At 70.9% G+C, this 26,658-nt stretch carries 22 protein-coding genes and 3 pseudogenes; 7 read left to right on the forward strand and 18 right to left on the reverse strand.

Annotated features, from left to right (window positions below):
• The 4 genes from ACIHAR_RS14530 to ACIHAR_RS14545 all read right to left on the reverse strand — a co-directional run bounded on the left by ACIHAR_RS14530 (nt 1) and on the right by ACIHAR_RS14545 (nt 4,794).
• A complete protein-coding gene (locus ACIHAR_RS14530; protein ID WP_400019507.1) occupies nt 1-921 on the reverse strand; it encodes an ABC transporter permease in 921 nt (306 codons plus the stop codon).
• A gap of 14 nt (nt 922-935) precedes the next feature.
• Entirely contained in the window at nt 936-1,913 is a 978-nt protein-coding gene (locus ACIHAR_RS14535) for an ABC transporter permease (RefSeq protein ID WP_400019509.1), read from the reverse strand.
• Between the two features lie 100 nt (nt 1,914-2,013).
• Nucleotides 2,014-3,696 (reverse strand): ABC transporter substrate-binding protein, encoded by a 1,683-nt coding sequence (locus ACIHAR_RS14540; protein ID WP_400019511.1) that lies wholly within the window; start codon nt 3,694-3,696, stop codon nt 2,014-2,016.
• A gap of 75 nt (nt 3,697-3,771) precedes the next feature.
• Nucleotides 3,772-4,794, reverse strand: coding sequence for a LacI family DNA-binding transcriptional regulator (locus ACIHAR_RS14545; protein ID WP_400019512.1), 1,023 nt, complete (start codon nt 4,792-4,794; stop codon nt 3,772-3,774).
• 192 nt (nt 4,795-4,986) lie between these two features.
• Here ACIHAR_RS14545 and ACIHAR_RS14550 point away from each other — a divergent pair, with 192 nt between their 5' ends.
• Nucleotides 4,987-5,976, forward strand: a complete 990-nt coding sequence (locus tag ACIHAR_RS14550) for a carbohydrate kinase (RefSeq protein WP_400019514.1) — start codon at nt 4,987-4,989, stop codon at nt 5,974-5,976.
• Between the two features lie 202 nt (nt 5,977-6,178).
• Here ACIHAR_RS14550 and ACIHAR_RS14555 read toward each other — a convergent pair whose 3' ends face one another.
• Entirely contained in the window at nt 6,179-7,510 is a 1,332-nt protein-coding gene (locus ACIHAR_RS14555) for a tyrosine-type recombinase/integrase (RefSeq protein ID WP_400019516.1), read from the reverse strand.
• Nucleotides 7,511-7,662: 152 nt separating this feature from the next.
• Here ACIHAR_RS14555 and ACIHAR_RS14560 point away from each other — a divergent pair.
• Nucleotides 7,663-8,547 (forward strand): annotated as a pseudogene (locus ACIHAR_RS14560) (alpha-L-fucosidase); the annotation flags it as partial.
• 346 nt (nt 8,548-8,893) lie between these two features.
• Here the strand turns inward: ACIHAR_RS14560 and ACIHAR_RS14565 are convergent.
• Nucleotides 8,894-10,054: an ATP-grasp domain-containing protein gene (locus ACIHAR_RS14565; RefSeq protein WP_400019518.1), complete on the reverse strand. Its 1,161-nt coding sequence runs from the start codon at nt 10,052-10,054 to the stop codon at nt 8,894-8,896.
• Nucleotides 10,055-10,423: 369 nt separating this feature from the next.
• On the opposite strand from ACIHAR_RS14565, the gene ACIHAR_RS14570 reads away from it, so the two are divergent.
• Both ACIHAR_RS14570 and ACIHAR_RS14575 read left to right on the forward strand, forming a co-directional pair.
• The gene (locus tag ACIHAR_RS14570) at nt 10,424-11,284 is read left to right on the forward strand and encodes a metallophosphoesterase family protein (protein ID WP_400019520.1); all 861 of its coding nucleotides are present in this window, start codon (nt 10,424-10,426) and stop codon (nt 11,282-11,284) included.
• Nucleotides 11,281-11,970: a 4'-phosphopantetheinyl transferase superfamily protein gene (locus tag ACIHAR_RS14575; RefSeq protein ID WP_365458147.1), complete on the forward strand. Its 690-nt coding sequence runs from the start codon at nt 11,281-11,283 to the stop codon at nt 11,968-11,970. Before ACIHAR_RS14570 ends, ACIHAR_RS14575 begins: the two co-directional genes overlap by 4 nt.
• 124 nt (nt 11,971-12,094) lie before the next feature.
• Here ACIHAR_RS14575 and ACIHAR_RS14580 read toward each other — a convergent pair whose 3' ends face one another.
• The 3 genes from ACIHAR_RS14580 to ACIHAR_RS14590 form a co-directional block, all read right to left on the reverse strand.
• On the reverse strand, nt 12,095-12,346 hold the full coding sequence (locus tag ACIHAR_RS14580) for a hypothetical protein (protein ID WP_365458150.1): 252 nt from the start codon (nt 12,344-12,346) through the stop codon (nt 12,095-12,097).
• 602 nt (nt 12,347-12,948) lie between these two features.
• Entirely contained in the window at nt 12,949-13,491 is a 543-nt protein-coding gene (locus ACIHAR_RS14585; RefSeq protein ID WP_400019670.1) for a toxin-antitoxin system, toxin component, read from the reverse strand.
• Between the two features lie 32 nt (nt 13,492-13,523).
• Nucleotides 13,524-14,174 (reverse strand): helix-turn-helix transcriptional regulator, encoded by a 651-nt coding sequence (locus tag ACIHAR_RS14590; protein ID WP_365458153.1) that lies wholly within the window; start codon nt 14,172-14,174, stop codon nt 13,524-13,526.
• Between the two features lie 229 nt (nt 14,175-14,403).
• Here ACIHAR_RS14590 and ACIHAR_RS14595 point away from each other — a divergent pair, with 229 nt between their 5' ends.
• The gene (locus ACIHAR_RS14595; RefSeq protein ID WP_365458156.1) at nt 14,404-15,069 is read left to right on the forward strand and encodes a hypothetical protein; all 666 of its coding nucleotides are present in this window, start codon (nt 14,404-14,406) and stop codon (nt 15,067-15,069) included.
• A gap of 59 nt (nt 15,070-15,128) precedes the next feature.
• On the opposite strand, the gene ACIHAR_RS14600 is transcribed toward ACIHAR_RS14595, so the two are convergent.
• From ACIHAR_RS14600 to ACIHAR_RS14615, 4 genes are read right to left on the reverse strand one after another with little or no spacing between them, the layout of a single operon-like run.
• A complete protein-coding gene (locus tag ACIHAR_RS14600; protein ID WP_400019523.1) occupies nt 15,129-15,941 on the reverse strand; it encodes an ABC transporter ATP-binding protein in 813 nt (270 codons plus the stop codon).
• A gap of 29 nt (nt 15,942-15,970) precedes the next feature.
• On the reverse strand, nt 15,971-16,750 hold the full coding sequence (locus tag ACIHAR_RS14605; RefSeq protein WP_365458162.1) for an ABC transporter permease subunit: 780 nt from the start codon (nt 16,748-16,750) through the stop codon (nt 15,971-15,973).
• Nucleotides 16,747-17,520 carry an ABC transporter permease gene (locus ACIHAR_RS14610; protein WP_365458165.1) on the reverse strand — a complete coding sequence of 258 codons (774 nt, stop codon included), beginning with the start codon at nt 17,518-17,520 and terminating at the stop codon, nt 16,747-16,749. The genes ACIHAR_RS14605 and ACIHAR_RS14610 overlap by 4 nt, the downstream gene beginning before the upstream one ends.
• Complete coding sequence (locus tag ACIHAR_RS14615) at nt 17,517-18,488, reverse strand: ABC transporter substrate-binding protein (RefSeq protein WP_365458168.1); 972 nt, start codon at nt 18,486-18,488, stop codon at nt 17,517-17,519. The genes ACIHAR_RS14610 and ACIHAR_RS14615 overlap by 4 nt, the downstream gene beginning before the upstream one ends.
• A 151-nt stretch (nt 18,489-18,639) precedes the next feature.
• On the opposite strand from ACIHAR_RS14615, the gene ACIHAR_RS14620 reads away from it, so the two are divergent.
• On the forward strand, nt 18,640-19,512 hold the full coding sequence (locus tag ACIHAR_RS14620) for an IclR family transcriptional regulator C-terminal domain-containing protein (RefSeq protein ID WP_365458567.1): 873 nt from the start codon (nt 18,640-18,642) through the stop codon (nt 19,510-19,512).
• Here the strand turns inward: ACIHAR_RS14620 and ACIHAR_RS14625 are convergent.
• The 5 genes and pseudogenes from ACIHAR_RS14625 to ACIHAR_RS14645 all read right to left on the reverse strand — a co-directional run.
• Entirely contained in the window at nt 19,427-20,368 is a 942-nt protein-coding gene (locus ACIHAR_RS14625) for a PDR/VanB family oxidoreductase (protein WP_400019526.1), read from the reverse strand. The genes ACIHAR_RS14620 and ACIHAR_RS14625 overlap by 86 nt on opposite strands.
• Nucleotides 20,365-20,559, reverse strand: a complete 195-nt coding sequence (locus tag ACIHAR_RS14630) for a hypothetical protein (protein ID WP_400019528.1) — start codon at nt 20,557-20,559, stop codon at nt 20,365-20,367. Before ACIHAR_RS14630 ends, ACIHAR_RS14625 begins: the two co-directional genes overlap by 4 nt.
• Nucleotides 20,556-21,623: a Rieske 2Fe-2S domain-containing protein gene (locus ACIHAR_RS14635; protein ID WP_400019530.1), complete on the reverse strand. Its 1,068-nt coding sequence runs from the start codon at nt 21,621-21,623 to the stop codon at nt 20,556-20,558. The genes ACIHAR_RS14630 and ACIHAR_RS14635 overlap by 4 nt, the downstream gene beginning before the upstream one ends.
• Before the next feature lie 740 nt (nt 21,624-22,363).
• Nucleotides 22,364-22,471, reverse strand: a pseudogene (locus ACIHAR_RS14640) (hypothetical protein); the annotation flags it as partial.
• Between the two features lie 43 nt (nt 22,472-22,514).
• A pseudogene (locus ACIHAR_RS14645) lies at nt 22,515-22,799 on the reverse strand (glutathione S-transferase C-terminal domain-containing protein); the annotation flags it as partial.
• 347 nt (nt 22,800-23,146) lie between these two features.
• Between ACIHAR_RS14645 and ACIHAR_RS14650 the strand changes: the two are divergent.
• A complete protein-coding gene (locus ACIHAR_RS14650; protein WP_400019532.1) occupies nt 23,147-26,560 on the forward strand; it encodes a CARDB domain-containing protein in 3,414 nt (1,137 codons plus the stop codon).
• Nucleotides 26,561-26,658 lie beyond the last annotated feature (98 nt).

Consider the following 26,658-nt stretch of genomic DNA (forward strand, 5'->3'; position numbering starts at 1 on the left):
TCAGCCCCTCCTCTCACGGCGGGCGCGGCGGTTGCGCAGCCTCGGGTTGGTGATCTCGTCGACCGCGTAGTTGACGAGCGCGAGCGCGAAGGCGACGAGGGCGATGCACAGGCCGGAGGGGACGAAGGCCCACCAGGTGCCGGTCATCAGCGCGCCGTCGTTGCTGGCCCAGTACAGGTTGGTGCCCCAGCTGACGACGCTGCTGTCGCCGAGGCCGAGGAACTCCAGGCCGGCCTGGGCGCCGATGCCGAAGATCACGCAGCCGAGCAGCGTGGTCATCACCACGGACGCCATGTTGGGCAGGATCTCGCGGAACATGATGCGCAGCGGGCGTTCCCCGGTGACGACGGCGGCGGCCACGAAGTCCTTGCCCCGGATCGACTTGGCCTGCGCGCGCAGTACTCGGGCGGAGCCCGCCCAGCCGGTGACGACGAGCACCAGGATCACGGTGGAGGTCCCGGGCGGCAGGAACGCGGCCAGGATGATGAGCAGCGGCAGCCCGGGCAGCAGCAGGAAGACGTTGGTGACCAGGGTCAGCGCATCGTCCACGATGCGGCCGAAGTACGCGGACGCGAGGCCGACGAGGATGGCGACCCCGGTCGCCACGAGCCCCACGGAGAATCCGACGAAGAGGGAGCTGCGCGCGCCCCACAGCGTGAGGGCGAGGACGTCCTGGCCCTTGGCGGTCGTACCGAGCCAGTGCGCCCCCGAGGGGGCCTGGCTGCCCGTGGAGTTGATCAGGGACGGGTCGCCCGGGGCGAGGACGGGCGCGAGCAGTGCGAGCAGCGCGAAGAGAGCGAGCACCACCAGCCCGGTCAGTGCCTTCTTGCTGTCGATGAGCTGGCGCGCCAGTCCGCGCCGGCGGGAAGCGCGCACCGGGGTTGTCGGCGTGGTGGCCGTCGCGATCTCGATGGCGGTCATATCGGCAACCCCCTTCAGCGGACGCGGACGCGCGGGTCGAGGCGGACGTAGACGAGGTCGACGAGGAAGTTCGCGAGCAGCACCGCTGCCGTGATCGTCAGGAAGATGCCCTGCATCAGCGGGTAGTCCAGCCCCTGGACGGCCATCAGCAACTGGTAGCCGATGCCCGGGTAGGCGAACACGACCTCGGTGAGCAGTGCGCCGCCGACGACGAAGCCGAGCGCCATGCCGAAGTTGGTGACGGAGGGCAGCAGTGCGTTGCGGGCGGCGTAGCGGAACATGATCCGCGAGGGGCGGAGCCCCTTCGCCTCGGCCATCGTGATGTAGTCCTCGGCCGCAGTGGCGATCATGGTGTTGCGCATGCCGAGCATCCAGCCGCCGATGGAGACCAGCACGATGGTCAGCGCGGGCAGCACCAAGTGGGTGGCGACGTTCGAGAGAAACTCGCCGTTGAAGCCGGGAGTCAGACCCGCGTCGTAGGCGTGCCGCAGCGGGAACCAGCCCAGGTTCACCCCGAACAGGTACAGCGCCCCCATCGCCAGCCAGAAGTACGGGAAGGAGCCGACGAAGATCAGCAGGGGCGGGAAGGCGGAGTCGAGGACGCCTCCGCGCCGCCAGGCCGCGACGATGCCGAGCAGGTTGCCCACGATGGCGGCGATGACCAGCGCGACGCCGCCGAGCAGCAGGGTCCAGCCGATCTGGGAGCCGATCACCTCGGAGACCGGGGTCGGGAAGCGGGAGATGGAGATGCCGAGGTCGCCGGTGAAGACGCTCTTGACGTAAGCGACGTACTGCTCCCACAGGGGGCGGTCGTCCAGGCCGAAGAGTTTTCGCAACTGGTCTATCTGGTCGGGCTGCATCGTGCCCTGGGCCTGCGCGAACATCCGGGAGACCGGGTCGCCCGGCATGAAGCGCGGGAGAACGAAGTTCAAGGTGATGGAGGCCCAGAAGGCGAGCAGATAGAACCCCAGGTTGCGCAGGATGAGACGCACGGGTCGTGCTCCCTGTCAGTGGGGGGTGAACGGAAAGTGCGGTGCGCGGGGGCGGCCGTCCGGGTCGGGGAGGAGGGCGGCCGCCGGTCCGCGGGCGGCGTCAGCTCTTGACGGGCTTCAGCGAGGTGAGCACGAGGATCGTGCTGCCGTTGCGGTTGCCGAGCGTGGCGTACGGGTCCTTCTCGGAGGGCCAGCCGGTGAAGCGCTTGTCGGTGTACGCGCCGAACTCCGGGCCGGTGAACAGGGGCACCGCCGGGGCGTCCTCGTCGTACAGCTTCTGCAGGGCGTTGATCTGCTCGCGCTGCGTCTGCTCGTCCGGGGCTGCGGCGAAGGCGTCGATGAGCTTGTCGGCCTTCTTGTCGCCGTAGCGGTGGTAGTTCTCGGTGGCCTTCTCGCCGACGGGCTTGACCATGGCGGTCGACATCAAGCCGCGGAAGTACTCGTACGGGGTGGCGCCGTTGTTGCTCCACACGATGCCGGTGTCAAAGGTGCCCTGCTCGTAGGAGTTCACCACGGCCGACCAGTCGGGCGTCTTCACGGTCGCGGTGATGCCGACCTTCGCCAGGTTCTGCTTGATGATGTTCGCCGCAGAGATCCAGTCGGAGGAAGCGGAACCGACGGAGATGTCGAACGTGAAGTCCTTACCGTTCTTCAGCTTCCGCTTGCCGCCGCTGTCCTTGTAGCCGGCCGCGTCCAGCGCCTTGGCCGCCGCGTCGGTGTCGTACTTCGTCCAGGTGCAGGAGGCGGCGAGGTCCTTGTCGCGCCACTTGTCGTACGTGCGGGCCAGGCCCGTGCAGTCGGCGGGCTCGGCGTAGCCGTTCATCGCGACCTTGGTGATCTGGTCGCGGTCGATCGCCATGCTGAGCGCCTTGCGCACCGCCGGGTCGTTGAAGGGGGCCTTCGTGGTGTTCAGCTGCCAGTTGATCATCGCCCCGGCCGGCGGGAACCAGTAGTGGTTGTGCTCCTTGTCCTTGGCGACGAAGGACTTCTCGATGTCCGGGATGAACGACTGCGTCCAGTCCACCTCACCGTTGGTGAAGGCGACGTTGGCGCTGTCGTTGCCGGAGAAGGCGAGCATCCGGATGCCGGCGATCTGCTGCTTGTCCGGCTGCCAGTAGTCGGGGTTCTTGCGCAGCTCGTACGACTGGCTCTGGAACTTCTCGACCTTGGTGTACGGGCCGGTGGCGACCGGGTTGGGGTTGGTAAACTTCGCCGGGTCCTTCACCTTGGACCAGACGTGCTTCGGCAGGATGTAGTGGCCGCCGATCTCGAAGAAGGCGGGAGCGAACGCCTTGTTGAAGGCGAACTTCACCGTCTGGGCGTCGACCGCGGTGACCTTGTCCAGGTAGTCGAAGCCGCCCAGCACTTTCTTCTGCAGCTCGAAGGTGTAGACGACGTCCTCGGCGGTGAGCGGCTTGCCGTCCGACCACTTCACGCCGTCGCGCAGCGTGAAGGTGAGGGACTTGCCGTCCTTGGCCTGCTCCCACTTGGTGGCCAGCCACGGCGTGTCCTTGGAGTCAGCCATGCTGTGCACCACCAGCGGCTCGTAGACCGACTGCAAGGTCATCGGGGCGGCCTGCGGGGAGAGCGGGTTGAAGTTGCGCGTGAACGTCGCCAGGTCCTCGCGCGGGATGGTGAGCAGCTGGTTGCCGGAGGTGTCACCGGCGCCGGCGGCGCCCGAGCCACCTGTGCAGGCGGACAGGACCAGGGCTGCGGCGGCGGTCGCGGTGACCGCTCTCAGGACAGGGCGCAGCCGCCGTGAAGGTATGCGGGAGGGTGCCATAATGAAGACTCTTTTCCTCTCTTCAACACACAGGACGAAGACGGGGATGGGATTCCTCGGCGGACTGATTCGCGGTCAGACCGACGAGCGTTCGAGCAGCGGGCAGTCGATCGTCACCCGGTGGGTGTTGAGCGGCTGCCCCGCTGCGAGAGCGGCGAGCATGTCGACGCCCTTGGTGCCCATGGCCTCGAAAGGCAGGGCGAGCGTCGTCAGCTTCGGCCGCAGGTAGGCGGCGATGAGTTCCTGGTTGTCGAACCCCACCACGGCCACGTCGTGCGGGATGCGCAGCCCACGTTCCTTGATCGCGTCATAGGCGCCCATCGCCATCCGGTCGTTGCCGCAGAACAGCGCGGTCGGCCGGTCGCCGGCCGGGCGGTCCAGCAGGTCGCAGGCGGCGGTGTAGGCGCCGTCGGCAGTGGCGAAGCCGGGGATGACGAGGGAGGGGTCGGGGGTGATCCCGGCCTCACGCAGGGCACGTTCGTACCCCTCGCGCCTGCCGATGGCGGCCGGGATCTTCGGGTCGAGATTGATGAACCCGATGCGGGTGTGCCCGGCGTCCAGGAGCCGGCGGGTCGCCTTGTAACCGCCCGACGCCTCGTCGGGCAGGATGCACGGCAGCTCCCCTTCCGCGTCGTAGCAGTTGACGAGAACCGTCGGCACCTCGCGGGCGGCCTTCGGCAGACTGACGGCCCGGTGCCAGGTCGTGGCGTACAGCAGGCCTTCCACGCGATGCTCCAGCATCTGGTCGAGCGCGGCGGCCTCCTGCACGGGATCGCCCTCGCTCGCGGCGATCAGCAGGAACCTGCGGTCACCCCAGGCGCGGCTCTGCGCTCCCGTGATCACCTCGGCGGCGAAGGGACCGGTCACGATCTCGGTGATCAGCCCGAACCACCCACTGCGGTTCGCGGCCAGCGCCCGCGCCCCAGCGTTGGGCCGGTAGCCGAGCTCGTCGATCGCCTCCAGGATCCGCTGACGGGTCTCGTCGGGGATGGCGGCGCCGGGCTTGTCGTTAAGGACGAAGGAGACCGTGGTCCGCGAGACACCCGCGTGGCGGGCCACGTCGCTCATGGTCACGCGACGTGTCTTGTTCGTGGCCACTTTCGGTTCCCTTCGGTCGACCGGGGGCGAGACAGCACCTCCGGTTTCGCGCTTTAATAACGCGCGTTACTTCCGTGTGGCAGGGAAGTTACGTCCGTCTTGAGCGGCATGTCAATACCTATGTATGGGCTGCATCACGCCACCGTCCCGGGCTGGCAGCCCGCGCCCTACCGAGAGAGGCAAGCAGTCGCCATGGCTAGATCCCAGGCCCCCAGCAGCGTCACCGTCCTCGGCGAGTGCGTCGCCGACGCCTTCACCGACCCCGCCCGCTCCGGCTCCGGGGAACTCGCGCTGCGCGCCCTGCCCGGAGGCGGCCCCGCCAATACCGCCGTCGCCCTCGCCCGGCTCGGCACCCCCACCCGCTTCCTCGGGCGGTTCTCCAGCGACGTCTTCGGCACCCTCTTCCGGGCCCGCCTCAGCGACTCCGGCGTCGACCTGACCGGCAGCGTGACCGCCCCAGAGCCCAGCACACTCGCCGTCGCCGACCTCGATGAGACCGGCCAGGCCACCTACACCTTCTACGCCGACAGTGCCGCCGACTGGCAGTGGACCGACGAGGAACTCGCCGCCACCCAGCAGGACGACGCGGCCTGCCTGCACACCGGTTCCCTGGCACTGATACGCCAACCTGGCGGCAGTCGCATCGAGGACCACCTCGCCCATGCGCGCGAGCACGTCACCGTATCGATCGACCCCAACGTCCGACCTCTGCTCGTCCCGACCTCCGCCTACCGCGAACGGCTTCCCCGCTGGTGCGCCCTCGCCGACATCCTCCGCCTCAGCGAGGACGACCTCGCCCTGCTCCTCCCCGGCACCAGCCCCGAAGAGGCATGCGACACCTGGCACGCCGCCGGTGTCCGCCTCGTCGTCATCACCCTCGGCGGGCGCGGCGCCCTCGCCTCCCTCGACGGCACCCGCGTCACCGTCCCTGCCCCGGCCGTGGACGTCGTTGACACGATCGGCGCCGGGGACTCTTTCACTGCCGGACTACTGCACCGCCTCGCCGCCCTCGGACACCTCGGCGGCCGACTCGACGCACTGACCCTGGAAGACGTCACCAACGCCTGCATGTTCGCCGCCCGCGTCGCCGCCCTGACGTGCTCCGTCACTGGCGCAAACCCACCGCAGGCGGACATAGCAGTGATGGAGAGCGGCAGCGATCGGTTGCTGCCACACGCCTGAACACGCGGGAAGGAACCCAGCGGGACGGTGGTGATACAGACGCGGCCTCATTTCAGACCAGACAGTGCTCCGGGCCGGGGCACGCAAGGTGACCCGGCCTCCACCACGCCCAGAAGTTGCCAGTTACGCCTGTTATGCCTGAGTGGGATCTTTGGTGAAGCGGTGGGGGTGAGCGGCTTTGACGTATTTCATGGCAGTGGTGTCACTGATGCCGAAGACGCGCATGAGGTGAACGGGGTCGGCGGTTTCGTGCGCTTCGTCGAGGACCCCGTCGATACGGAGTTGCCGTGGTTGGATGCCGAGGCTGAGGAAGAGGGGCCGCAGCGTGTATTTCGCGAGGGGTGGCCCGCTTGGGTCGAGGGCTGTCTGCTGGGTGACGAACAGGTGAGGGTTGGTGCTGTGGGGCCATCGCGCAGCGCGTTCGCGGAGCCAGTTCGTCAGCAGCTTCATGGTGAGCTCGTCGAGGTAAACGGTGTGGTTGCCGAAATGCCGGCGGACGGTCATACGGCCCTTTGATCGGTTCGTAGTTGTGCGTCGCGCACGCGTGCCGCAGCAAATGCGGGTAGAGCCGGGTGACCGGCCCGCTCAGGTAGAGTCCCGAGGCCGTCTTCAGCGATCGGCGGAAGGCATCCGGGCCGATCGCTGGCGCGATGGGTACGTTCAGCGAGGCGACCGCCTCCGGCAGCCGCTCGGACGGCCATAGAGGAGCACATGGATCGGTGGGGTCGTCGGCGAATTCGCCGCGGATCTCCTCGACGTACCACCACAGCAGCTCGCGGCCCTCGGCGAACATGTACGCCTCCCGTTCGCGTGGGCCCGAGCCGCGGGCGCCCTTGCCTTGGACGATGAAGCGGCCCCACTGGCCGAGCTCCCAGTGGATGTCGCCCAGTCGCGCCGAGCACAGTTCCGTGGCCCGGACGCCGGAGGTGTAGGCGGTCTTGGCCATGCAGTAGTCACGGACGGCTACGGGGTACTTGCGCGCGTTCGGCAGGTCCTTTCGCCAGGCGGCGAAAAATTCCTTCATCGCCCGTTTCGACGGTGGGATCCGCTGGCCGAAGTCGCCGCGGTGCCGGGGCCGGTTGAACGGGTCGACCGGAGACTCGACAGCCGCCCCGAACCGCCGCAGGATCTCGCCTGCGTACCGCTGTTCCAAGAAGGCGAAGAAGCCGTCGATCTTGACCATCTTCGACCGGATCGTGCGGCGCCCACGCTTGCCCGGACCGGCGAAGTAGCAGTCGACCTGCCGTGGCGTGAGCCGCCACGGCACCGTGTCGTAGAAACCACAGACCTCGATGACGGGCTGTACCAACCGCCGCAGCGTAGTCGCCGCTAGGCCAGCCACGTCCCTCGCCCATGTGTACTCGGCCACCGTGTCGAGGAAGAACGCGCCCTCGTCACCACCCTCGGAGAACGCTGCAGCCTGCCGCTGCAGCGTCAGCACATCCGCCAGGCCCTCTGCCGCAGGCTCCGGCTCGCTCGCCGTCGGTGCTGGTGCTGTGATCAGCGAAAGCCGACGAGCTCCAGAATCCGCCATGAACCGGCAAATTACTGGGATCACTCGCAGAATCTGCCAGTTACTGCAGAGATCCCACACTAACGAGTGATCGACGGAGACACGCCGACGACCTGCTGATATGCGACAACAACGTGATGACCTCGCCTAGGGAACCCGCTGGAACTCCACTTCACCCCGACTACGCCTCGACCCGCAGGCCGGGCCGTCCGCCGGAGCAGGAGGACAACCCCTACTCCGAGGTCGCCGCCGAGGACGAGGACCTCGAGGCATGGGAACGTTTCCTCGCCTTCCGCGACGGCCAGGTCCGCGAGCTGGCCTCCCGTTACCGGCCCGACCTGATGTGGTTCGACGGCGAGTGGGAGCGCAGCGAGGAACAGTGGCGGATCAAGGAGCTCGCCGCCCTGATCCGGTCGTACGTGCCGGACGTCGTCTTCAACGCCCGCATGCTCAGCGAGGGGGACTACGCCACTCCCGAACAGGGTGTCCCCATCGAACCGCCCGCGGGGCCGTGGGAGCTGTGCCTGACGATCAACGACTCGTGGGGGTACCGGCACCACGACCACCACCACAAGTCGCTCACCCAGCTCGTCCGCTACTTCACCGAGACCATCGGGGGCGGCGGCAACCTGCTGCTCGACGTGGGCCCGAAGGAGGACGGCACGATCCCGCAGCCACAGATCGAGCGCCTCGAGGGTCTGGGAGAGTGGATCCGCCGGCACGCCGAGGCCGTGTACGGGACGGTGCGCGGCCTCCCGGCCGGGCACCACTACGGGCCCAGCACCCTCTCCTCCGACCGCCGCACCCTCTATCTGACCCTGTTCGACATCCCGCGGGCCGAGATCGGCGTCCGCGGTCTGGTCACCCCGGTCCGCCGGGTCACGGTGCTCGGCACCGGGACCGAGCTCGCGCACCGAGTCGTCGGCGGTCTGCACGAGGCCGTCGGCGTGCTGTGGATCGATCCGCCCCCGGCGGCCGACCTCGACCCGCACGCCACGGTGCTCGCCGTGGAACTCGACGGCGAGCTGGAGCTGTACCGGGGGTCGGGCCGCTCCTGACGCGGCGGCGGGCACAGCGGTCCCGCCCGGCGGGCGGGACGCTTTCGGGCCGGTCGGTCGCTCCCCGTGACAGCGGCCGACCGACCCGATCCCCCGTGCCCCGGGGATCCCCCGTCGATCCCCGATTCCCCCGTCGGTCCCTCGGTGTTCCGCGATGCCGCGGGCGCTCCCCGCACCCTCGGCGCTCCCACGGAGGCCCCCGTGATCCCCCGTACCCCCGTCGTTCCTCCGTGGGCTTTCGGCGTTACACCCTTAAGAGCACGCACCTCGGGCCCTGATACACCCCGGGCGAAAAAAATCCCCCGGAGATTCTCCGGGGGACTTCTGGTGCGACGAACGGGTCCGATCAGCCGGTGAATCCGGCCGGTGCGGCCGAGGTGACCGCCGCGGAGGCCGGGGCCGCCTGGTCCTCGACGGAGTCCACCTGGGCGGGCACCGCCGGAAGCAAGGTCTCCGTCTCCTCCACGCGCTGCTGCGGAAGCGACACCGGCCGTACCGGCCGCGGCCCCGACACCACCGTGTAGTCCTGTCCCAGGAACGGCGGCACGATCTCCCCGGGGTCCTCGCCGAGCGCCAACTGCACGGCCGCCCAGGGCGCGTTGACCCCGCAGAGGGACAGTTGGTGCAGCCCGCCCGCCGGACGCGTGTTGACGTCCATCAGGACCGGCTGCTCGCCGAACATCCGGAACTGGATGTTGGACAGGTAGTGCAGCCCGAAGCCCTCGGCGATCCGCCGCGCCGGCTCCAGCCACTGGTCCTGGAGGGTGAAGCCCCGACGGCGGCCGTTCTTGGTGCGGGCGATGGCGAGACGGACGCGGTTGTCGCGGCCGGTGAGGCAGTCCACGGACACCTCCGGCTGCTCCAGACGCGGCATGACCAGCCAGTCCACCGGCTCCTCCGCCTGCTTCAGCGCCTCGACGACCAGGTCCAGCTGGACGTAGGGGCTCGGGAAGCCGCTGAGATGCGCCAGGGAGAAGGGGGCGCGCGTGATCACGCGGAAGCCCACCCCGCCCGCGCCGGACGCGGGCTTGAAGCACGCCTTGTGACCGCCCGCCTCCAACTCCTCGACGGCGGCGACGAGTTCGTCGGCCGTCCGCACCCGCCACCACGGCGGCACGGGCACACCGATCGCCTGGACGGCCTCGTAGGCGATCACCTTGTCCTGGAAGACGGCGACGGCCTCGGGCGTCGGCGCCAGCAGCGCCGTGCCGACCGCCTCGAAGTCGGCGCGGTGCGCCACGATCGCCGACTGGTGCAGCCGGGGCACGAACACGTCGATACCGCGGCGCGCGCACTGGTCGAGCGCGTACTCCACGTACCCGGCCGGGGACAGGCCCTCCGGCTCCAGGTCGGCGGTGTCGGCGGCGGCCAGCACGGGCGAGTCGGCGTCCGCGTGCGTGGCATGGATCTCGACGGCCCGGTCGCTCGGATTTCGCCGCAGCTGATCCATGAAGAACACGTTCTCCGCGTACGTGCGGTTGAGCCAGACGCGTACGCGAGAGACCATGCGGGCCGCCTTTCACGGTTCGCGGGCAGGGCGAAGCGGGCCCGTGCCCGGGCAGGGTGGACGGAGGGACACCAAACCGCCCCGTGCGAAGGGGCGTTCAAAGCGGAGGTGTTGGGGCGATCATACGGCTTCGCGGAGGTGCGGCGTGCAACGCCGGTGTTACGGATTCTCCGATGATGTTCACGGGGTCCGTGGGACGGGTAAGGGCGCCGGCCGAGGAGCGGCAGGAGCACCGGGAGCGGTGCCGGGCGGGGACACCGGGGCGCCGGTCGGGTACCTCCTTGTCCCGCGCGCGGGAATGTGCTGTCGTGGTGCCGTTCGTGTGTCGGGCAGGGGCGCACGTGCCCGAGCGGGAACGGGGGAGCGGACGTGACGCCGACGGCCGGTGGCGCCGGACAACTGCTGGCCATCAGCGATCTGCACATCGGCTACCCGGAGAACCGCGCCCTGGTCGAACGCATGGCCCCGCAGTCGGACGACGACTGGCTGCTCGTCGCCGGTGACGTCTCGGAGAGCGTCGCCGACATCGGCTGGGCCCTGAAGACCCTCGCCAGCCGTTTCCGCAAGGTCGTCTGGGCGCCGGGAAACCACGAACTGTGGACCCACCCCAAGGACACCGTCACCCTCCGGGGTGTCGCCCGCTACGAGCACCTCGTCGAGATGTGCCGCGAACTCGGCGTGACGACCCCGGAGGACCCCTACCCGGTGTGGGAGGGTCCCGGCGGCCCGGTGGCGGTCGCCCCGCTCTTCCTGTTGTACGACTACTCGTTCCTGCCGGCCGGCTGCGCCACCAAGGAGGAGGGGCTGGCGTACGCCCACAAGACCGGTGTCGTGTGCAACGACGAGTACCTGCTGCACCCCGATCCCTACCCGACGCGCGAGGACTGGTGCCGGGCGCGGGTCGCCGAGACGGAACGCCGGCTCGCCGCCCTGCCGCAGGACCTGCCGACCGTCCTCGTCAACCACTACCCGCTGGACCGGCACCCCACGGACGTCCTGTGGTACCCCGAGTTCGCCATGTGGTGCGGCACCCGCCTGACCGCCGACTGGCACCGCCGGTTCCGTGTCGCGGCCATGGTCTACGGCCACCTGCACATCCCGCGGACCACCTGGCACGAGGGGGTCCGCTTCGAGGAGGTGTCGGTGGGCTACCCCCGCGAGTGGCGCAAGCGCCCGCAGCCGCCCGGCCGGCTGCGCCGCATCCTGCCTACGGAGGACACGGCCGCGTGATCGAGGAACTGCTGCCCGAGACGGTCGTCGCCGTGGCGGCCCACGGCGAGGAGGGCGTCCGCGAGTTCGGGGACGGGCCGCTGTACCCGGAGGAGGAGGCGCTCGTGGCCCGGGCCGTCGCCAAGCGCCGACGCGAGTTCACCGTCGTACGCTCCTGCGCTCGGCGCGCCATGGAGAAGCTGGGCGTGCCCCCGCAGCCGGTGCTGCCCGGAGAGCGCGGCGCCCCGCAGTGGCCGGCCGGCCTGACCGGCAGCATGACCCACTGCGACGGCTACGGCGCCGCGGCCCTGGTGCGCACCGCCGACCTGGCCTCCCTCGGCATCGACGCCGAACCGCACCGGCCGCTGCCCGAGGGCGTCCTGTCCGCCGTCGCCCTGCCCGCGGAGGCGGAACGGCTGCGCCGCCTGGCCGGGGACCGGCCCGAGGTGCACTGGGACCGGCTGCTGTTCAGCGCCAAGGAGTCCGTCTACAAGGCGTGGTTCCCCCTCACCCGCAAGTGGCTGGACTTCAGCGAGGCCGACATCGACATCGACGCCGGCCTCACGGACGGCGCGCGCGGCACCTTCCGTGCCCGGCTCCTCGTCCCCGGCCCGCTGCTCGACGGACACCGCATCGGACACTTCGACGGCCGCTGGGCCGTCGGGCGCGGGATCGTGGCGACAGCGGTCACGGTCCCACGGGTCTGAGCCGAACGGCGCCCGGCAGCGAGGTCCCGCGATGCGGGACCGGCCGCCACGTCCCTGCCGGGCCCCGCGCCGGAGCCGTGGTCCCACACCACCGTCCCCGCCCCTCCTCCGCTCACCTCGCCGCTCACCTCTCCGGGCACCAGCTGTGCAGCAGCCGGAAGAACTCCTCCTCGTTTCCCGCCAGGCCCGCGGCCGCCAGCGCCTGTTCCGCCTCGGCCAGGACGGCGGGTGGGACCACCGGAGGCAACCGGTCCTGCGGCGGCCCGGAGGTGTGGCCCGAGGCCTCGTCGCCGAAGGCGGCCCGGACGGTGTGCAGCAGCCGCAGATAGGCCTGGACGGCGGTGCGCTCGCGGTCGGTCAGTACGGCAGTGGGCATCGGTCGGCTCTCCCCGCGTCGGCGTCGTGTCCCACGCGCCCTGACGGCGCGTACGCCACCATGCGGCGGCGCACCCCCCAGCTTGCCGCCCACCACTGACAATCCGGCCGCGCTTCGCGTCGGTTCGCCCGCTTAGCGGAGGCGGAACGGCATCCAATTCCCCGGCCAAAACGGTCTGTACGCTGGTGTGAAGGGCTTTCATCGGCCGTCCGCGACCGATGACTTGAGCGGGCGAGTGGTCGGCGTTCCGCGTGCACTGCCGGCCCGGGCAGCGGGCTGCGGACTCTCAAGGGGCGCCGTACAGCGGACAGCGGACAGCGGACAGCGGACCGTAGAGGGTTGACCGTCGACGGCTCACAGCAGACTGCTGACAGCAGGCATCAGGTTGCAGATGGCAGACGACGTTCCGTCGACGGACGATAGACGACGAACAACGGACGGCACTCGACCGGCGACAGTAGACAGTCGCCGGAGGACGGTCGGCCCGACTGCCGACATCCGACTGCCAACAGCCGACTGCCGGCGCGCTACGGATACCGCTCGTCCGACGACGCACGACGCAGATCTCTCGCGCCCCGCCTCGCCCCTCAGCCCCCGGCCCTTCAGCCCCCGGCCCGCTCCTGCCGCCCCGGGTACCCCAGCGACGCCTCGATCCGCCCCGCGAGATGATCGCGCCGGGCGGGTCCGCGTGCCGACGAACCCACCAGCCAGGTGCGGCACTTGCTGGCCAGCAGCAGGCCGAACTGTTCGGCGTCCCGTTCGTCGGCCTGGTCGAAGCGGGTGCGGGCGGCGACCTTGTGGACCGTCGCCTGCAGGTCCGCGCCGTCGTGGAGTAAACGGGCCGCGACGGCTGCGCCCTCGACGTGGTGACTGCAGTGGCCCGCCTTCATGTGCCACAGCTCGTGGCCGAGGATCACCAACTGGTGGTCGGGCGCGGTGCGTTCCTCGACGACGACGAGGTCCTGGTCGGCCATGTCGAGCCAGAGGCCGCTGGCGGTGCCCGGCGGGAAGGCGGCCGTACGGAAGTGGACGGGGCGGCCGCGGCGTCTGCTCATGCCGTCGCACAGGGCGGTGTACAGGTCGGCTGGTGCGGCGGGGGCCGGGAGGGTCAGCTCCGCGACCAGCCCGTCGCACAGGCGGCGCATGTCCTTGGCGATGCCCACAGTCCTCCCCCGGATCACGACTCGGGCCGCTTCACGCTCTCCAGGAGCATGTCCAGCCACTCGGCGACCTTGTCGCGGTGCTGGTCGGTGGGCAGTTGTGCGGCCCGCCAGGCGATTCCGCGCACGCCGTGGTCCTGCAGCAGCCGCTCCAGCGGGTCCTCGGCGGCCGCGGCCGCCTCCCGGGCGGCGAGCTTCTGCAGCAGTTCCTGCTCGATGTGCTGCAGTGCGCCCGCGAGCGCCTCGGGGTCCTCGGCGGTGAGGAAGCCGGCGTGGACGCGGAAGAAGCGCTGGAGCGCGTCGCAGTGCTCCATCGTGGGGCGGCGGTCGCCGTTGATGAGGGCGCCGGCCTGTTGCCGTGACATGCCGGCGCCGTCGGCGATCTCCTGCTGGGTGTACTTGCGTCCGTTGGGCTTGAGCCGGGTGCGGCGCAGCAGGTCCAGCCGCTGCAGGAATCTGGCCTGCACATCCGGTTCGCCGGCCGGCCGGCCGCTCAGCAGGGCCTTGACGACGGACTCGGGGACGCCGCAGGCGACGGACAGCCGCCCGGTGTCGAAGACCTCGGCGTGCGGCACGCCGAGCCGGTCGGCGAGTGCGGTGACGCGGGCGACGACGGCCGACAGCAGCACCGTCGCCGTGGCGCCCGGAACCTCGAAGCCATCCGTCACCGACAGGTCTCCTACGTCTCTCACGACCCTCTCACAGGCACAGGCGATCGCCGTGAACTGACCGGAGAGTAGCGGGTCGGTCGAACTCACATCCAGGTCTCGCCACAACTGTGGCCTATTTCAGCCGTCAACGAGCGTGGAATGCCACGATAGTTGACATGCCTCGCGTCGGGGCAGCAGGATCGGGGCGCCGCGTGAAGGCCGCAGAGGCAAGAGGGGTGACCTCCCGATGGCGTATCAGGCAGGTGGGCAGCGGTCGGTACCGCGGCCCGTCCCCGAGAGTTCCGAGGCCCAGGCCTACCTTCAGGACTACGCCGCGTACCTGGAGGCCGTCCCCTTCCCGTCCGTCGTCCTCGACCACCGCTGGGACGTCGTCCTGGCGAACACCGCTTTCCGGACACTTTTCCGTGAGGTGGGCCCGCATCCGACGGCCCTGCCGGGCGACAACTTCCTCCGGTTCGTCCTGTTCCACCCCGACGCCTCGGCGGTCCTGGGCGACCACGAGTCGAGCTGGTGCCTGCCGATGCTGGCCCGCTTCGCGGCGGCGCTGGAGAGGCATGGCCACGACCACGGCCTCCAGGCGATCCGCCGGGAGATCGCCCAGGACCCGATCATGGAGGCCGCCTACCGGCAGGGTCTGCCGCACTGGATCCGGGCGGTCGGCGAGGAGGCCGTGGAGCACGACGGCGCGGTCCGGCCCCTGGTCCACCCGGACCCTCGCTGGGGCGCCACCCGGTGCCGTATCGTCGGCGACACCCCGAAGACCCTGCAGGATATGGGATACACGCGGTTGACGATGGTGCTGCGCGAGGCCGCCGCGCCCGCGCCCCGCAGGGCGCGCCGGCCGCGCCGCACCGCGGGGCACCTCAGCGTGGTTCCCGCCCCCGAGGCCTGACCGGGCACCGTCGGCGTTCAGGTCGCCGACGGCGCCCGGGCCGGGCCGGGACCCGGCCGTCACTTCAGGGGAGGGGCGTCGGCGGGCACCGCCTCCTCGGTGTTGCCGGCCCGCTTGGCGGCCTGGATCTGCTCGTACACGTGCGTGCGCAGCTCGGCGAAGCGCGGGGCCACCCGGGTGTGCAACTGGTCGCGTTCCGGCGGCAGGTCCACCTTCAGCTGTTCCCGTACGACGGTCGGTGAGGCGGACAGGACGACGACCCGCTCGCCCAGGTAGACGGCCTCGTCGATGTCGTGGGTGACGAACAGGATGGTGATCCCGCGCTCGCGCCACAGGCCTCGTACGAGGTCCTCGAGGTCGGCGCGGGTCTGTGCGTCCACGGCCGCGAACGGCTCGTCCATCAGCAGGACGCGCGGCTCGTAGGCGAGGGCCCGGGCGATCGCCACCCTCTGCTGCATGCCGCCGGACAGCTGCCAGGGGTAGGCCGGGGCGGCGTCCGCGAGCCCGACGGAGGCCAGCGCGTCGGCGACCAGTTCCCGCCGTCGCGCCTTGCTCAGCCCCTTCTGCTTCAGCGGGAGTTCGACGTTCTCACCGACCCGCATCCACGGGAACAGGCTGCGCCCGTACTCCTGGAAGACGAACGCCATCCCGGGCGGCGGCCCGGTCACCTTCCGTCCCTCCAGCAGCACCTCGCCTGCCGTCGGCGTCAGCAGACCGCCCATGCACTTGAGCAGTGTCGTCTTGCCGCAGCCCGACGGGCCGACGAGACAGACGAGTTCGCCGGCGCCGACGGTGAAGGTGAGGTCGCGCACCGCCTCCACCCGCCGTCCGGATCCCTCGTAGACCTTCTTCAGGCCGCGTACGTCGAGCATGCCCTGCCCTTTCGAACCGTTCGGGGAGGTCACCGGGACCGCCGGGTGGAGGCGCGCAGCCCGTGGTACCAGCCGAGTACACGCCGCTCGACCAGTTGGAAGAGGACCGACAGGAGGAAGCCGAGCAGGCCGAGCACCAGGATGCCGGTCCACATGTCGGGGATGGCGAATCCGCGCTGGAACTGCACGATGGTGAAGCCGAGTCCGTTGCTGGCGGCGAACATCTCGCTGATGACCATCAGGATGATGCCGATGGAGAGCGCCTGGCGCAGGCCGGCGAAGATCTGCGGGCTCGCCGAGGGCAGGACGAGGTCCCTGATGCCGGCGATGCCGGTGATGCCGTAGGAACGGGCCGTCTCGGCCATCACCGGGTCCACCGCCCGTACGCCCTCGACGGTGTTGAGGAGCACCGGCCACACGCAGCCGGCAGCGATCACCAGGACCTTCATGGTGTCGCCGATGCCCGCGAACAGCATGATGACGGGGACGAGGACGGGCGGGGGCACCGCCCGCAGGAACTCCAGGACCGGCTCGCACACCGCGCGCACCCGCCGGTGGGAGCCGATGACCGTGCCGAGCGCGATCCCGGCGACGGCCGCCAGCGCGTAACCGCCCGCGAGGCGCAGCACGCTCGGCAGGACGTCGGAGCGCAGCCGCTCGCCGGTCCACACGTCGGGGAAGGTCTCGAGGATCGTCCGCAGGGGCGGCCAGTACACGTCGGTGCTGTTCGCGGACGCCGCCCACCACACCGCGACCAGCACGGCCGGGAGGGCGACCACCAGTGTCAGCCGGAGCGCTAGGCGCCTCACACCGCCACCTCCCCGCGCACGGACTGGTGCCAGGCCAGCGCGCGCCGCTCCACGGTTCGCGCGCCGACGTTGATCAGCAGGCCGAGCAGTCCGGCGACGACGATCAGCGCGTACATCTCGGGCACCGCCTGGGAGGTCTGGGCGACCGCGATGCGCGCGCCCAGGCCGGGTGCGCCGATGACCAGTTCGGCGGTGACGGCGAGGATCAGCGCGACGGCCGCCGCGAGCCGTACGCCGGTCATGACGTAGGGCAGCGCGGTCGGCCACAGGACGTGCCGGACGCGTGCCCAGGGGCCGAGGCCGTAGGAGCGGGCCGTCTCCTCCGCGACGGGGTCGACGTCCTGGACGCCGTAGAGGACCTGGATGAGGACCTGCCAGAAGGAGGCGTAGACGACGAGCAGGAGGACCGAGCGCAGTCCGGTGCCGTACAGCAGGACGGCGAGGGGGATGAGTGCGACCGAGGGGATGGGGCGCAGGAACTCGATCGTCGACGCCGTCGCCTCGCGCAGGTACGGGACGACGGAGATGACCACTCCGGCGACGATGCCCGCGCCGACCGCGATGGCCAGGCCGAGGGCCCAGCCGGTGAGGGTGTCGCCGAGGGCCGTCCAGAAGGCGCTGTCGGCGAGTTCGTCGCCGAGGGCCCGGGCGATGCGGCTCGTCGGCGGGAAGTAGGCCTCCTTGACCAGACCGAGTCGCGGCACCGCCTCGCCGAGGGCGAGGAAGGCCGCGAGCCCGGCCGCACCGAGCACCAGGTTCAGCCCCTTCACGGCAGGAGCTTGTCCAGGTCGGGGTCCGACTTGAACAGACCGTCCTCGTCGCCCAGCTTCTTCAGGGCCTCGATGGAGGAACGGTCGGCCTCCGCGGGCCACTTGGGCAGCGTCACCTGTTCCAGGACCGCGGCGGGGATCTTGGTGTAGGTGGTGACGATCTGCCGGACCTCGTCGGGGTGCGCGTCGGCGTAGGCGAGGGACTCGGCGGTGGCCTGCTGGAACTTCTTCACCACGTCCGGGTTCTGCTGGGCGTACTGGTGGGAGGTGAAGTACATGGCGACGGTGAGGTTCGGTGCGACGTCGACCAGCGGGGAGGCGATCTCCACGCCGCCCTGGCTCTTGACGGTCGCGAGGGCGGGCTCCACGACCATCGCGGCGTCGATGCGTCCGCCGTCGAGGGCGGCGGGCATCTGGTCGAAGGGGAGTTCGACGAAGTTCACCTTGTCCGGGTCGCCGCCCGCCTCGCGGACCGAGGCGCGCACGGCGGTCTCGTTGATGTTCTTGAGGGTGTTGATGGCGACCTTCTTGCCCTCCAGGTCCTTCGCGGACTTGATGGGGCTGCCCTTCTTCACGGTGATCGCCCCGAAGTCCCTGCCCTGGGCGCCCGTTGAGGCGATGCCGTTCGACACGGCCCGCACGGGGACGTTGTTGGACTGGGCGATCATGAGGGAGGTCATGTTGCTGAAGCCGAACTGGAACTGGCCGCTGACGACGCCGGGGACGATGGCCGCGCCGCCCTGCGCGGTCGTGATCGACAGCTTCAGGCCGTGCTTGTCGTAGAAGCCCTTCTGCACGCCGAGGTAGACGGGGGCGACGTCGACGATGGGGATCAGGCCGAGTTTGACGGTGGTGGTGCCTGTGGACGACGTGCCCTTGTCCGACGAGCCGGAGCCGTCGGACGAGCCACAGGCCGCCGTGGCGAGCAGGAAGGTGCCGGCCGCGAGACCGGCGAGCAGACGACGCATGGCTCCTCCTGTACAGACAAAAAAGGTGTTCCGACAGGCTGTGCGCACACCGCACAGTAGTGCTCAACTGGCGTGCAGGGAACGTAGAGCCGCGTGTTCGACGGGGTCAACGGGTTTGGCTGACGAAATTGTTGACACTTTGGGGGTGGAGATGTCCACCGAAGAGGCCCGCGCACCGCATTTCGTGAGGTCCTTCGAGCGGGGGCTCGCGGTCATCCGCTCCTTCGACGCCGAGCGCCCGGCGCGCACCCTCAGCGAGGTCGCCCGCGACTGCGGCCTGACCCGCGCCGCCGCCCGCCGCCTGCTGCTCACCCTCGCCGACCTCGGCTACGTCCACTGCGACGGCCGTCTCTTCCGGCTCACCCCACGCGTCCTGGAGCTCGGGTACGCCTACCTCGCGGGCCTGACGCTCCCTCAGCTCGCGCAGCCGCACCTGGAGCAACTCGTCGCGCAGGTGGGGGAGTCCTCGTCGCTGTGCGTCCTCGACGGCGACGACATCGTGTACGTCGCCCGGGTGCCGACCCGGCGCATCATGTCCGCGACGATCACGGTGGGCACCCGCTTCCCGGCGCACGTCACCTCGGTGGGCCGGGTGATGCTGGCCGATCTGCCCGAGGAGGACCTCGACGCCCGCCTCGCCCGGACGGACCTGCGCCCCCTGACCGCGCGCACCCTCGTCTCGGCGGAGGCCCTGCGGACGGAACTCGACCGGGTGCGGCGGCAGGGATACGCCCTCGTCGACCAGGAACTGGAGGAGGGTCTGCGCTCGGTGGGCGCCCCGGTGCGCGACCGGGACGGCACGGTGGTGGCCGGCGTGAACATCGCCGTCCACGCCGGCCGCACCTCACCGGCCGCCGTCCGCCGCGAACTGCTGCCGCACCTGCTCGCGGCGGTCGCCCGCATCGAGGCGGACCTGCGGGTCACCCATCCGGCGGGACTCACAGGTCCAGAACGAGCCTTCCGCCCCGGCAGCGCGACACGCAGATCATCATCGTCTCCCCGGCCTCCCGCTCCTGAGGGGTGAGCACGGAGTCCCGGTGGTCCGGCGTGCCCTGCAGCACGTCCGTCTCGCAGGTGCCGCAGGTCCCCTCGGTGCAGGAGAAGAGCACCTCGACACCGGCGGCCCGGACCGCGTCCAGCACGGAAACGCCCGGCGCGACGGTCAGCGTACGGCCGCTCCGCGCCAGCTCGACCTCGAACGCGCCGTCCGGGCCGTCGGGTTGCCGCTCCCGCGGCTGGAACCGCTCCATGTGTAGCACGCCGGACGGGCAGCGCGCCTCGACCGCGTCGAGCAGCGGCCCGGGACCGCAGCAGTACACCAGGGTCCCCTCCGGCAGCGCGTCCAGCACCGAGCCGAGGTCCAGCAGCCCGGTCTCGTCCTGCGGGGCGAGGGTCACCCGGTCGCCGTAGGCCGCCAACTCCTCGGTGAACGCCATGGAGCCGCGGGTGCGGCCGCCGTAGAGCAGGCTCCACTCGGCGCCGGCCGCCTCCGCCGCCGCGAGCATCGGCAGGATGGGGGTGATGCCGATGCCGCCCGCGACGAACCGGTAGCGGGGCGCCGGCCGCAGGGCGAAGTGGTTGCGCGGACCGCGCACCCGCACCTTGTCGCCCGGCCCCAACTGCTCGTGCACCTGCGCGGATCCGCCGCGCCCCGCGGGCTCGCGCAGCACCGCGATCCGCCAGGCGCCGCGGTCCGCCGGGTCGCCGCACAGGGAGTACTGCCGCTCCAGGTCCGGGCCGAGCACGACGTCGATGTGGGCTCCGGGCTCCCAGGCGGGGAGCGGGTCGCCGAGCGGGTGGCGCAGGGTCAGGGTCCGCACACCGTCGGCGGCCGACTGCATACGGTCGACGACGAGTTCGGCTTCGTACACGGTGGTCATGAGCTGCCTTCTCGCGGCTGGTGGTGCGGCCGGTGTCCTTCGGGGTGGCGGAGCATCCACTCCCACATCTCGACCGGGTCCTGGGCGGTGTGCTCGGCGCCGCAGTGACAGGTGCCGTGCAGGACGTCGGTGCCCGGCAGCCAGTCGATGCGGTAGATCTCGCGCGACCCGGGGGCGGAGGGGGACGTCACCGCACCGCCTCCACGGGCTTGTCGCCCTCCTCGACCAGCCGGGCGAGGATACGGCGTGCGGCCAGGCCACCGGTGTCGATGTTGATGCTCAGCTCCTGGTAGCCGGCGCGTTCCGAACCCAGGGTGCGCTGCAGGAGGTTGAGCGCGTCGACGTCCTGCATCACCACCGTGTGGTTGTTGCCGCGCAGGAACTCGGTGACCTCGTCGTCGTCGGTCGCCCAGTCCCGGGAGACCATCCAGAAGTCGTACACCCTGCCGTCGGACGAGGGCGTGATCGCGTACGTGATCTCGGTGTGGAAGCCGTGCGGGTCGGTGCCGTCGGCCTCCGGCAGGACGCCCACCGGCGCGATCCGGCTGTGCAGCAGGTACAGGCAGGGCGCGTGGTACTCGATGTCCTGCCAGCGCGTGATCCGGCCCTCGATGCCGGTCGAACGGGCATAGAACGGCGGGCACTCGGCGTCGTCCATGTGCCGGCTCACCCGCACGATGCCCGCGCCCTCGTCCACCTCGGTGGTGATCGGCGTCTCCGCGACCTCGGGGGTGCCGATGTAGCCGCCGTGCAGATACGTCTCGTGGGACAGGTCCAGGAGGTTGTCGACGAGCAGCCCGTAGTCGGCGTCGATGGGCTCCATGCCGCGGACGGTGGTCCAGCCGGGCGAGTCGAGGTGACGGGCGCGCGGAACGGCCCGCGGGTCGGCGAGCGCCGGGTCGCCGATCCACACCCACACCAGGGAGTCCTGCTCGACGACCGGGTAGGCGGCGACCCGGGCGGTGCGCGGGACGCGTTTCTGCCCCGGGACGTACACGCACGTGCCGGTCGTGTCGTACGTGAAGCCGTGGTAGCCGCACACGATCCGGTCGCCGTCGAGACGGCTCTTGGAGAGCGGATAGCGGCGGTGCACGCACCGGTCGTGCAGGGCGACGGGCGTCCCCTCCTCCTCGGTCCGGTAGAAGACGAGCGGTTCGCCGAGGATCGTGCGGCCGAGCAGGTCCTGGCGCCCGACCTCGTGGCTGTAGGCGGCGACGTACCACTGGTTCCGGGCGAAGGCGGTGGTGTGAGGCATGGCGTTCCCGTCCCTGTCGGCGGGGCGCCGTCGCCCCGCGTGCCGTGGTTGGACTCAGGGTCCTGACGGCTGCGGCCGCCACGCAAGGCGGCTTCTGCCAGGCGGAAGGGCTTCCGCGAAAGGCCTGGCCAGAATGCGGGACCCGGCGGGCGGGCCCCGGCGGGCGGACCCGCCCATCGGGACCGGTGGTCCGTCCACGACGCGGACGATGTCGGCGATGCCGATGGACTCGGCGGGTTTCGCCGGCCCGTGCTCACACCCTGAGGGGCCGTCCGTCCCCCGGAGCCCTCACGGTCTCGGCCTCGGCGGCCGGAGCCGTCGCGGTCTCGGCCTCGGCGGCCGGAGCCGTCACCTTCTCGGCATCGACGGCGCCGAGGGTGCTCAGCGTGCGCAGGAGTGCGCGGGCGGCCGCGTCGTTCTGGAGGAAGGCGGGGCGTTGGTGCGGGGGCGGGCGAAGCGGTGCCGTCGGGTTCGGTGCGGTAGGTGCCGCCGCGGCCCTCGGTGAGCAGCGCCATCAGGTCGATGAAGGCCAGCCCGAAGCCGCGCAGGATGACCTGTTCGCCGGGGCGAAGCCGGGACAGGTCGGCGTCGGCGGAGAACTCGGGCGGGAGGTGGAAGCGGCCGTGGCGGCGGGCGAAGGCGGCGTGGGCCCGGTGCCCGGCGGCGGGCGTGGAGCCGATGTGGCCCTGCGCGAGGACCACCAGGTCGGCGGTGAGCGGGGTGGGGCGGTCGGCCAGGTGCACGTGCTGCGGCCCGTCCGGGGGACCGGTGACGGCGGTCGCGGTGGTGCGGTGCCAAGCGACGGTGACCGAGGGGGCAGCTCGGCGAGCGCCCGGCGGAACACCCAGTCGAGGTAGGCGCTCTGGACGCGGCGGGTGGGGGTGCCTCCCGTCGTGCGCAGGCCGCCCAGTCCACGATCCGTACCGCCGCCCCGGCGGCTTCCCGGCCCCGGCAGTGGGCGTGGTGCCTGCGGGCGATGCCGTCCAGGTCGAGGTGAGAGCCGAAGGCGGGGTGCGCCGCCAGCCGCCGTGCGTACGCCCACAGACGGGGATGGTCGGTGATCCGGTGCACCGCGGCGGCGTCCAGGTGGTGACGGTGCACGGTGTCCAGCTGCACCAGCGTCACCCACACCTGCACGTCGGCGAGGGTGAGTTCGCCGCCCAGTACGTGCTCCCGGGCCCCTGCTGCCGTGTTGCTCGGCGACCTTGTCCCAGCCCCGTGCCGGCGCTGTGTCCGGGCCGAGTCCGGGCCGGCGGCAGCGTCCGGGAGGCGGTCCCCGGAGCCTTCCGGTGACCGCGGCGCGCGCCCGGGTTTCCGAGGCGGCTTCTGCCAGGCGGAAGTGTCCCCTTGGTCCGTACCGATCCGTTGACAAAGAAGACAGCCGGTAGAAACCTGTCACCTCGTTGCTGCAAGAGATTGACTAAATCGCTCAAATTTTGGATTGGGAGCGATCGGCGCGGCCAGGGCACCGCCCACGCCTGGTCGGCGCGTCCTCGTCCGGCGAAGGGAACGAGAGGACCTCAATGAGGAGAGGGAGACACCGCGGCCGGCAGCTGTTCGCCGGCCTGGTGACGGCAGGGCTGCTGACGGTCGGGCTGCTGCCCGTGGCGGCGCACGCGGCCGAAGGACCGAATCTGGCGCTCGGCAGGCCCGTCACGGCCGGCGGGGCGCACCCGGGCTACCCGGCGGGCAACGTGACCGACGGCAGCCAGGCGTCGTACTGGGAGGGACCCGCGGGATCGTTCCCGCAGTGGGTGCAGATCGATCTCGGGAGCACGGTCGCGGTCGACGAGGTGGTGCTGAAGCTGCCCGCGTCGTGGGAGGCCCGTACCGAGACCCTCGACGTCCGGGGCAGCACCGACGGCCAGAACTTCACCACCCTGTCCGCGCAGGCGGGACGCACCTTCTCCCCGTCGTCCGGCAACACCGTGACCCTCGACGTCGAGGCCGAGACGCGGTACGTGCGCGTCCAGGTCGGCGCCAACACCGTATGGAACGCCGCCCAGTTGTCCGAGGTGGAGGTGTACGGCGACCCGGGCGGCGGCGGTGACCCCGGCACCCCGCCGGCAGGCACCAACCTGGCGCTGCGCAAGCCGATCGAGGCCACGTCGACCACCCAGAACTACGTCGCCGCCAACGCCAACGACGGCAGCACCGGCACCTATTGGGAGGCGAGCGGCCAGTCCTCCGCGCTGACCGTGCGCCTCGGCGCCGACGCCGACCTGACCGGCGTCCTGGTCAAGCTGAACCCCGACCCGGTCTGGAGTCCTCGCACCCAGAGCATCCAGGTCCTGGGCCGTAAGGCGGGGGAGTCCGGCTTCACGTCCCTGAAGGACCGGGCCGACTACACCTTCAGCCCGTCCGGCAACAAGAACACGGTGACCATCCCGGTCTCCGGCCGGTACGCGGACGTACGCCTGCAGTTCTCCGGCAACACCGGCGCGGGCGGCGGACAGGTCGCCGAGCTGGAGGTCGTCGGATCGGCCGCGCCCGCTCCCGACCTGACCGTCACCGAGCTGTCCTGGTCGCCGGCCTCGCCGTCCGAGGCGGACCCGATCACCGTGGACGCCACCGTCCGCAACACCGGGACCGCGGCGGCACCCGCCACCACGGTGGACGTCAGCCTCGAAGGCACGGTCGCGGGCAGCGCCGCCGTCCGCGCGCTCGCCGCGGGCGAGTCGGTGAAGGTCACCGTCGCCGTCGGCAGACGGCCCATGGGCGGGTACACGGTCTCCGCGGTGGTCGACCCGACCGACACGGTCGCCGAACTCGACAACAGCAACAACAGCCGCAACGCGGCGACCAGGCTGGTCGTCGGGCAGGCCCCCGGGCCCGACCTGGAGGTCACCGGCATCACCACCACACCGGCCGCCCCGGCCGTCGGCGCGAGGGTCACCTTCGCCGTCGCCGTCCGCAACCGGGGCACCAGCCCGGTGCCCGCCGGATCGGTCACCCGGCTCACAGTCGGCGGCACCACCCTGAGCGGCACCACGGACGGCATCCCCGCCGGCGGCTCCACCACGGTCGCCATCGGCGGCGGCTGGACCGCGACCAGCGGCGGCGCCACCCTCACCGCGACCGCCGACGCCACCGGCGTCGTCGCGGAGACCAACGAGAGCAACAACGTCTTCGCCCGCTCCCTGGTCGTCGGACGCGGCGCGGCCGTTCCGTACGTCGAGTACGAGGCGGAGGACGGCCGGTACAACGGCACCCTGCTGAAGACGGACGCCAAGCGCACCTTCGGGCACACCAACTTCGCCACCGAGTCCTCGGGCCGCGAGTCGGTGCGCCTCGACTCGACCGGCCAGTACGTGGAGATCACCTCCACCAGCCCGTCGAACTCGATCGTCGTCCGCAACTCCATCCCCGACGCGGCGGCCGGCGGCGGCCGGGAGGCCACCCTCAGCCTCTACGCGGACGGCCGGTTCGTCCGCAAGCTGACGCTGTCCTCCAAGCACAGCTGGCTCTACGGCACGACCGACGACCCGGAGGGGCTGACCAACCGGCCCGGCGGCGACGCGCGGCGGCTGTTCGACGAGTCCCACGCGCTGCTCACCGACACCTACCCGGCGGGCACCACCTTCCGGCTCCAGCGCGACGCCGGGGACGACGCGGCCTTCTACATCGTCGACCTGATCGATCTCGAGCAGGTCGCCCCGCCCGCCGCCAAGCCCGCCGAGTGCGTCTCCATCACCGCCTACGGGGCCGTCCCCAACGACGGGATCGACGACGCGGACGCCCTCCAGCGCGCCGTCACGGCGGACCAGAAGGGCGAGATCCCCTGCGTGTGGATCCCGGCGGGCCAGTGGCGCCAGGAGAAGAAGATCCTCACCGACGATCCGCTCGACCGGGGCCAGTTCAACCAGGTCGGCATCCGGGACGTCACCCTCCGCGGCGCCGGCATGTGGCACTCCCAGCTGTACTCCCTGACCCCGCCGCACCAGGCCGGCGGCATCAACCACCCGCACGAGGGCAACTTCGGCTTCGACATCGACGACAACACCAAGATCTCCGACATCGCCGTCTTCGGCTCCGGCACCATCCGGGGCGGCGACGGAGGAGCCGAGGGCGGAGTCGCGTTCAACGGCCGCTTCGGCAAGGACACCAAGATCACCAACGTGTGGATCGAACACGCCAACGTGGGCGCCTGGGTCGGCCGCGACTACTCCAACATCCCCGAGCTGTGGGGGCCGGGCGACCGGGTCGAGTTCAACGGCGTACGGATCCGCAACACCTACGCCGACGGCGTCAACTTCGCCAACGGCACCCGCAACTCGACCGTCTTCAACTCCTCCTTCCGCAACACCGGCGACGACGCCCTCGCGGTGTGGGCCAGCAAGTACGTGAAGGACACCTCGGTCGACATCGGCCACGACAACCACTTCCGCAACAACACCGTCCAACTGCCCTGGCGCGCCAACGGCATCGCGGTCTACGGCGGTTACGGCAACACCATCGAGAACAACCTGATCTCCGACACCATGAACTATCCGGGGATCATGCTGGCCACCGACCACGACCCGCTGCCCTTCTCCGGCCAGACCCTCATCGCGGGCAACGGCCTGTACCGCACGGGCGGGGCGTTCTGGGGCGAGGCCCAGGAGTTCGGGGCGATCACCCTGTTCGCGCAGGGCCCGGACATCCCTGGGGTCACGATCCGCGACACCGACATCCACGACTCGACGTACGACGGCATCCAGTTCAAGACCGGCGGCGGCGCGATGCCGGGCGTCCAGATCCGCAACGTGACCATCGACAAGTCGAACAACGGCTCCGGCATCCTCGCGATGGGCGGCGCACGCGGCAGCGCGAACCTCACCGACGTGACCATCACCGGCTCCGCCGAGGGCGACGTCGTGAAGGAGCCCGGCTCCCAGTTCGTCTTCACCGGCACCGCGGGAACGGCCTCGGCGTCCCGGCAGCCGGCGCGCGACTGACCCACCCCACCCCTCGTCCGACATGAGTCGTGCCCCGCCGCCCGGCGGCGGGGCACGAGATCGGGGACCCGTGACCACCCCAAGACACCTCCTACGCC

Source organism: Streptomyces sp. NPDC052016 (genome assembly GCF_044548445.1).
In the GTDB taxonomy this organism is placed as follows: domain Bacteria; phylum Actinomycetota; class Actinomycetes; order Streptomycetales; family Streptomycetaceae; genus Streptomyces.

Excerpts from the sequence above, each read along its gene's own strand:
- ACIHAR_RS14585 (WP_400019670.1), bottom strand. The coding sequence starts at position 13,491 with ATGCGCCGCCTGTGCGACGGGCTGGTCGCGGAGCTGACCCTCCCGGCC.
- ACIHAR_RS14530 (WP_400019507.1), bottom strand. The coding sequence starts at position 921 with ATGACCGCCATCGAGATCGCGACGGCCACCACGCCGACAACCCCGGTG.
- ACIHAR_RS14620 (WP_365458567.1), top strand. The coding sequence starts at position 18,640 with ATGTCCACCGAAGAGGCCCGCGCACCGCATTTCGTGAGGTCCTTCGAG.
- ACIHAR_RS14565 (WP_400019518.1), bottom strand. The coding sequence starts at position 10,054 with ATGGTCTCTCGCGTACGCGTCTGGCTCAACCGCACGTACGCGGAGAAC.
- ACIHAR_RS14600 (WP_400019523.1), bottom strand. The coding sequence starts at position 15,941 with ATGCTCGACGTACGCGGCCTGAAGAAGGTCTACGAGGGATCCGGACGG.
- ACIHAR_RS14540 (WP_400019511.1), bottom strand. The coding sequence starts at position 3,696 with ATGGCACCCTCCCGCATACCTTCACGGCGGCTGCGCCCTGTCCTGAGA.
- ACIHAR_RS14550 (WP_400019514.1), top strand. The coding sequence starts at position 4,987 with ATGGCTAGATCCCAGGCCCCCAGCAGCGTCACCGTCCTCGGCGAGTGC.
- ACIHAR_RS14555 (WP_400019516.1), bottom strand. The coding sequence starts at position 7,510 with ATGGCGGATTCTGGAGCTCGTCGGCTTTCGCTGATCACAGCACCAGCA.
- ACIHAR_RS14650 (WP_400019532.1), top strand. The coding sequence starts at position 23,147 with ATGAGGAGAGGGAGACACCGCGGCCGGCAGCTGTTCGCCGGCCTGGTG.
- ACIHAR_RS14625 (WP_400019526.1), bottom strand. The coding sequence starts at position 20,368 with ATGACCACCGTGTACGAAGCCGAACTCGTCGTCGACCGTATGCAGTCG.
- ACIHAR_RS14580 (WP_365458150.1), bottom strand. The coding sequence starts at position 12,346 with ATGCCCACTGCCGTACTGACCGACCGCGAGCGCACCGCCGTCCAGGCC.
- ACIHAR_RS14635 (WP_400019530.1), bottom strand. The coding sequence starts at position 21,623 with ATGCCTCACACCACCGCCTTCGCCCGGAACCAGTGGTACGTCGCCGCC.
- ACIHAR_RS14595 (WP_365458156.1), top strand. The coding sequence starts at position 14,404 with ATGGCGTATCAGGCAGGTGGGCAGCGGTCGGTACCGCGGCCCGTCCCC.
- ACIHAR_RS14615 (WP_365458168.1), bottom strand. The coding sequence starts at position 18,488 with ATGCGTCGTCTGCTCGCCGGTCTCGCGGCCGGCACCTTCCTGCTCGCC.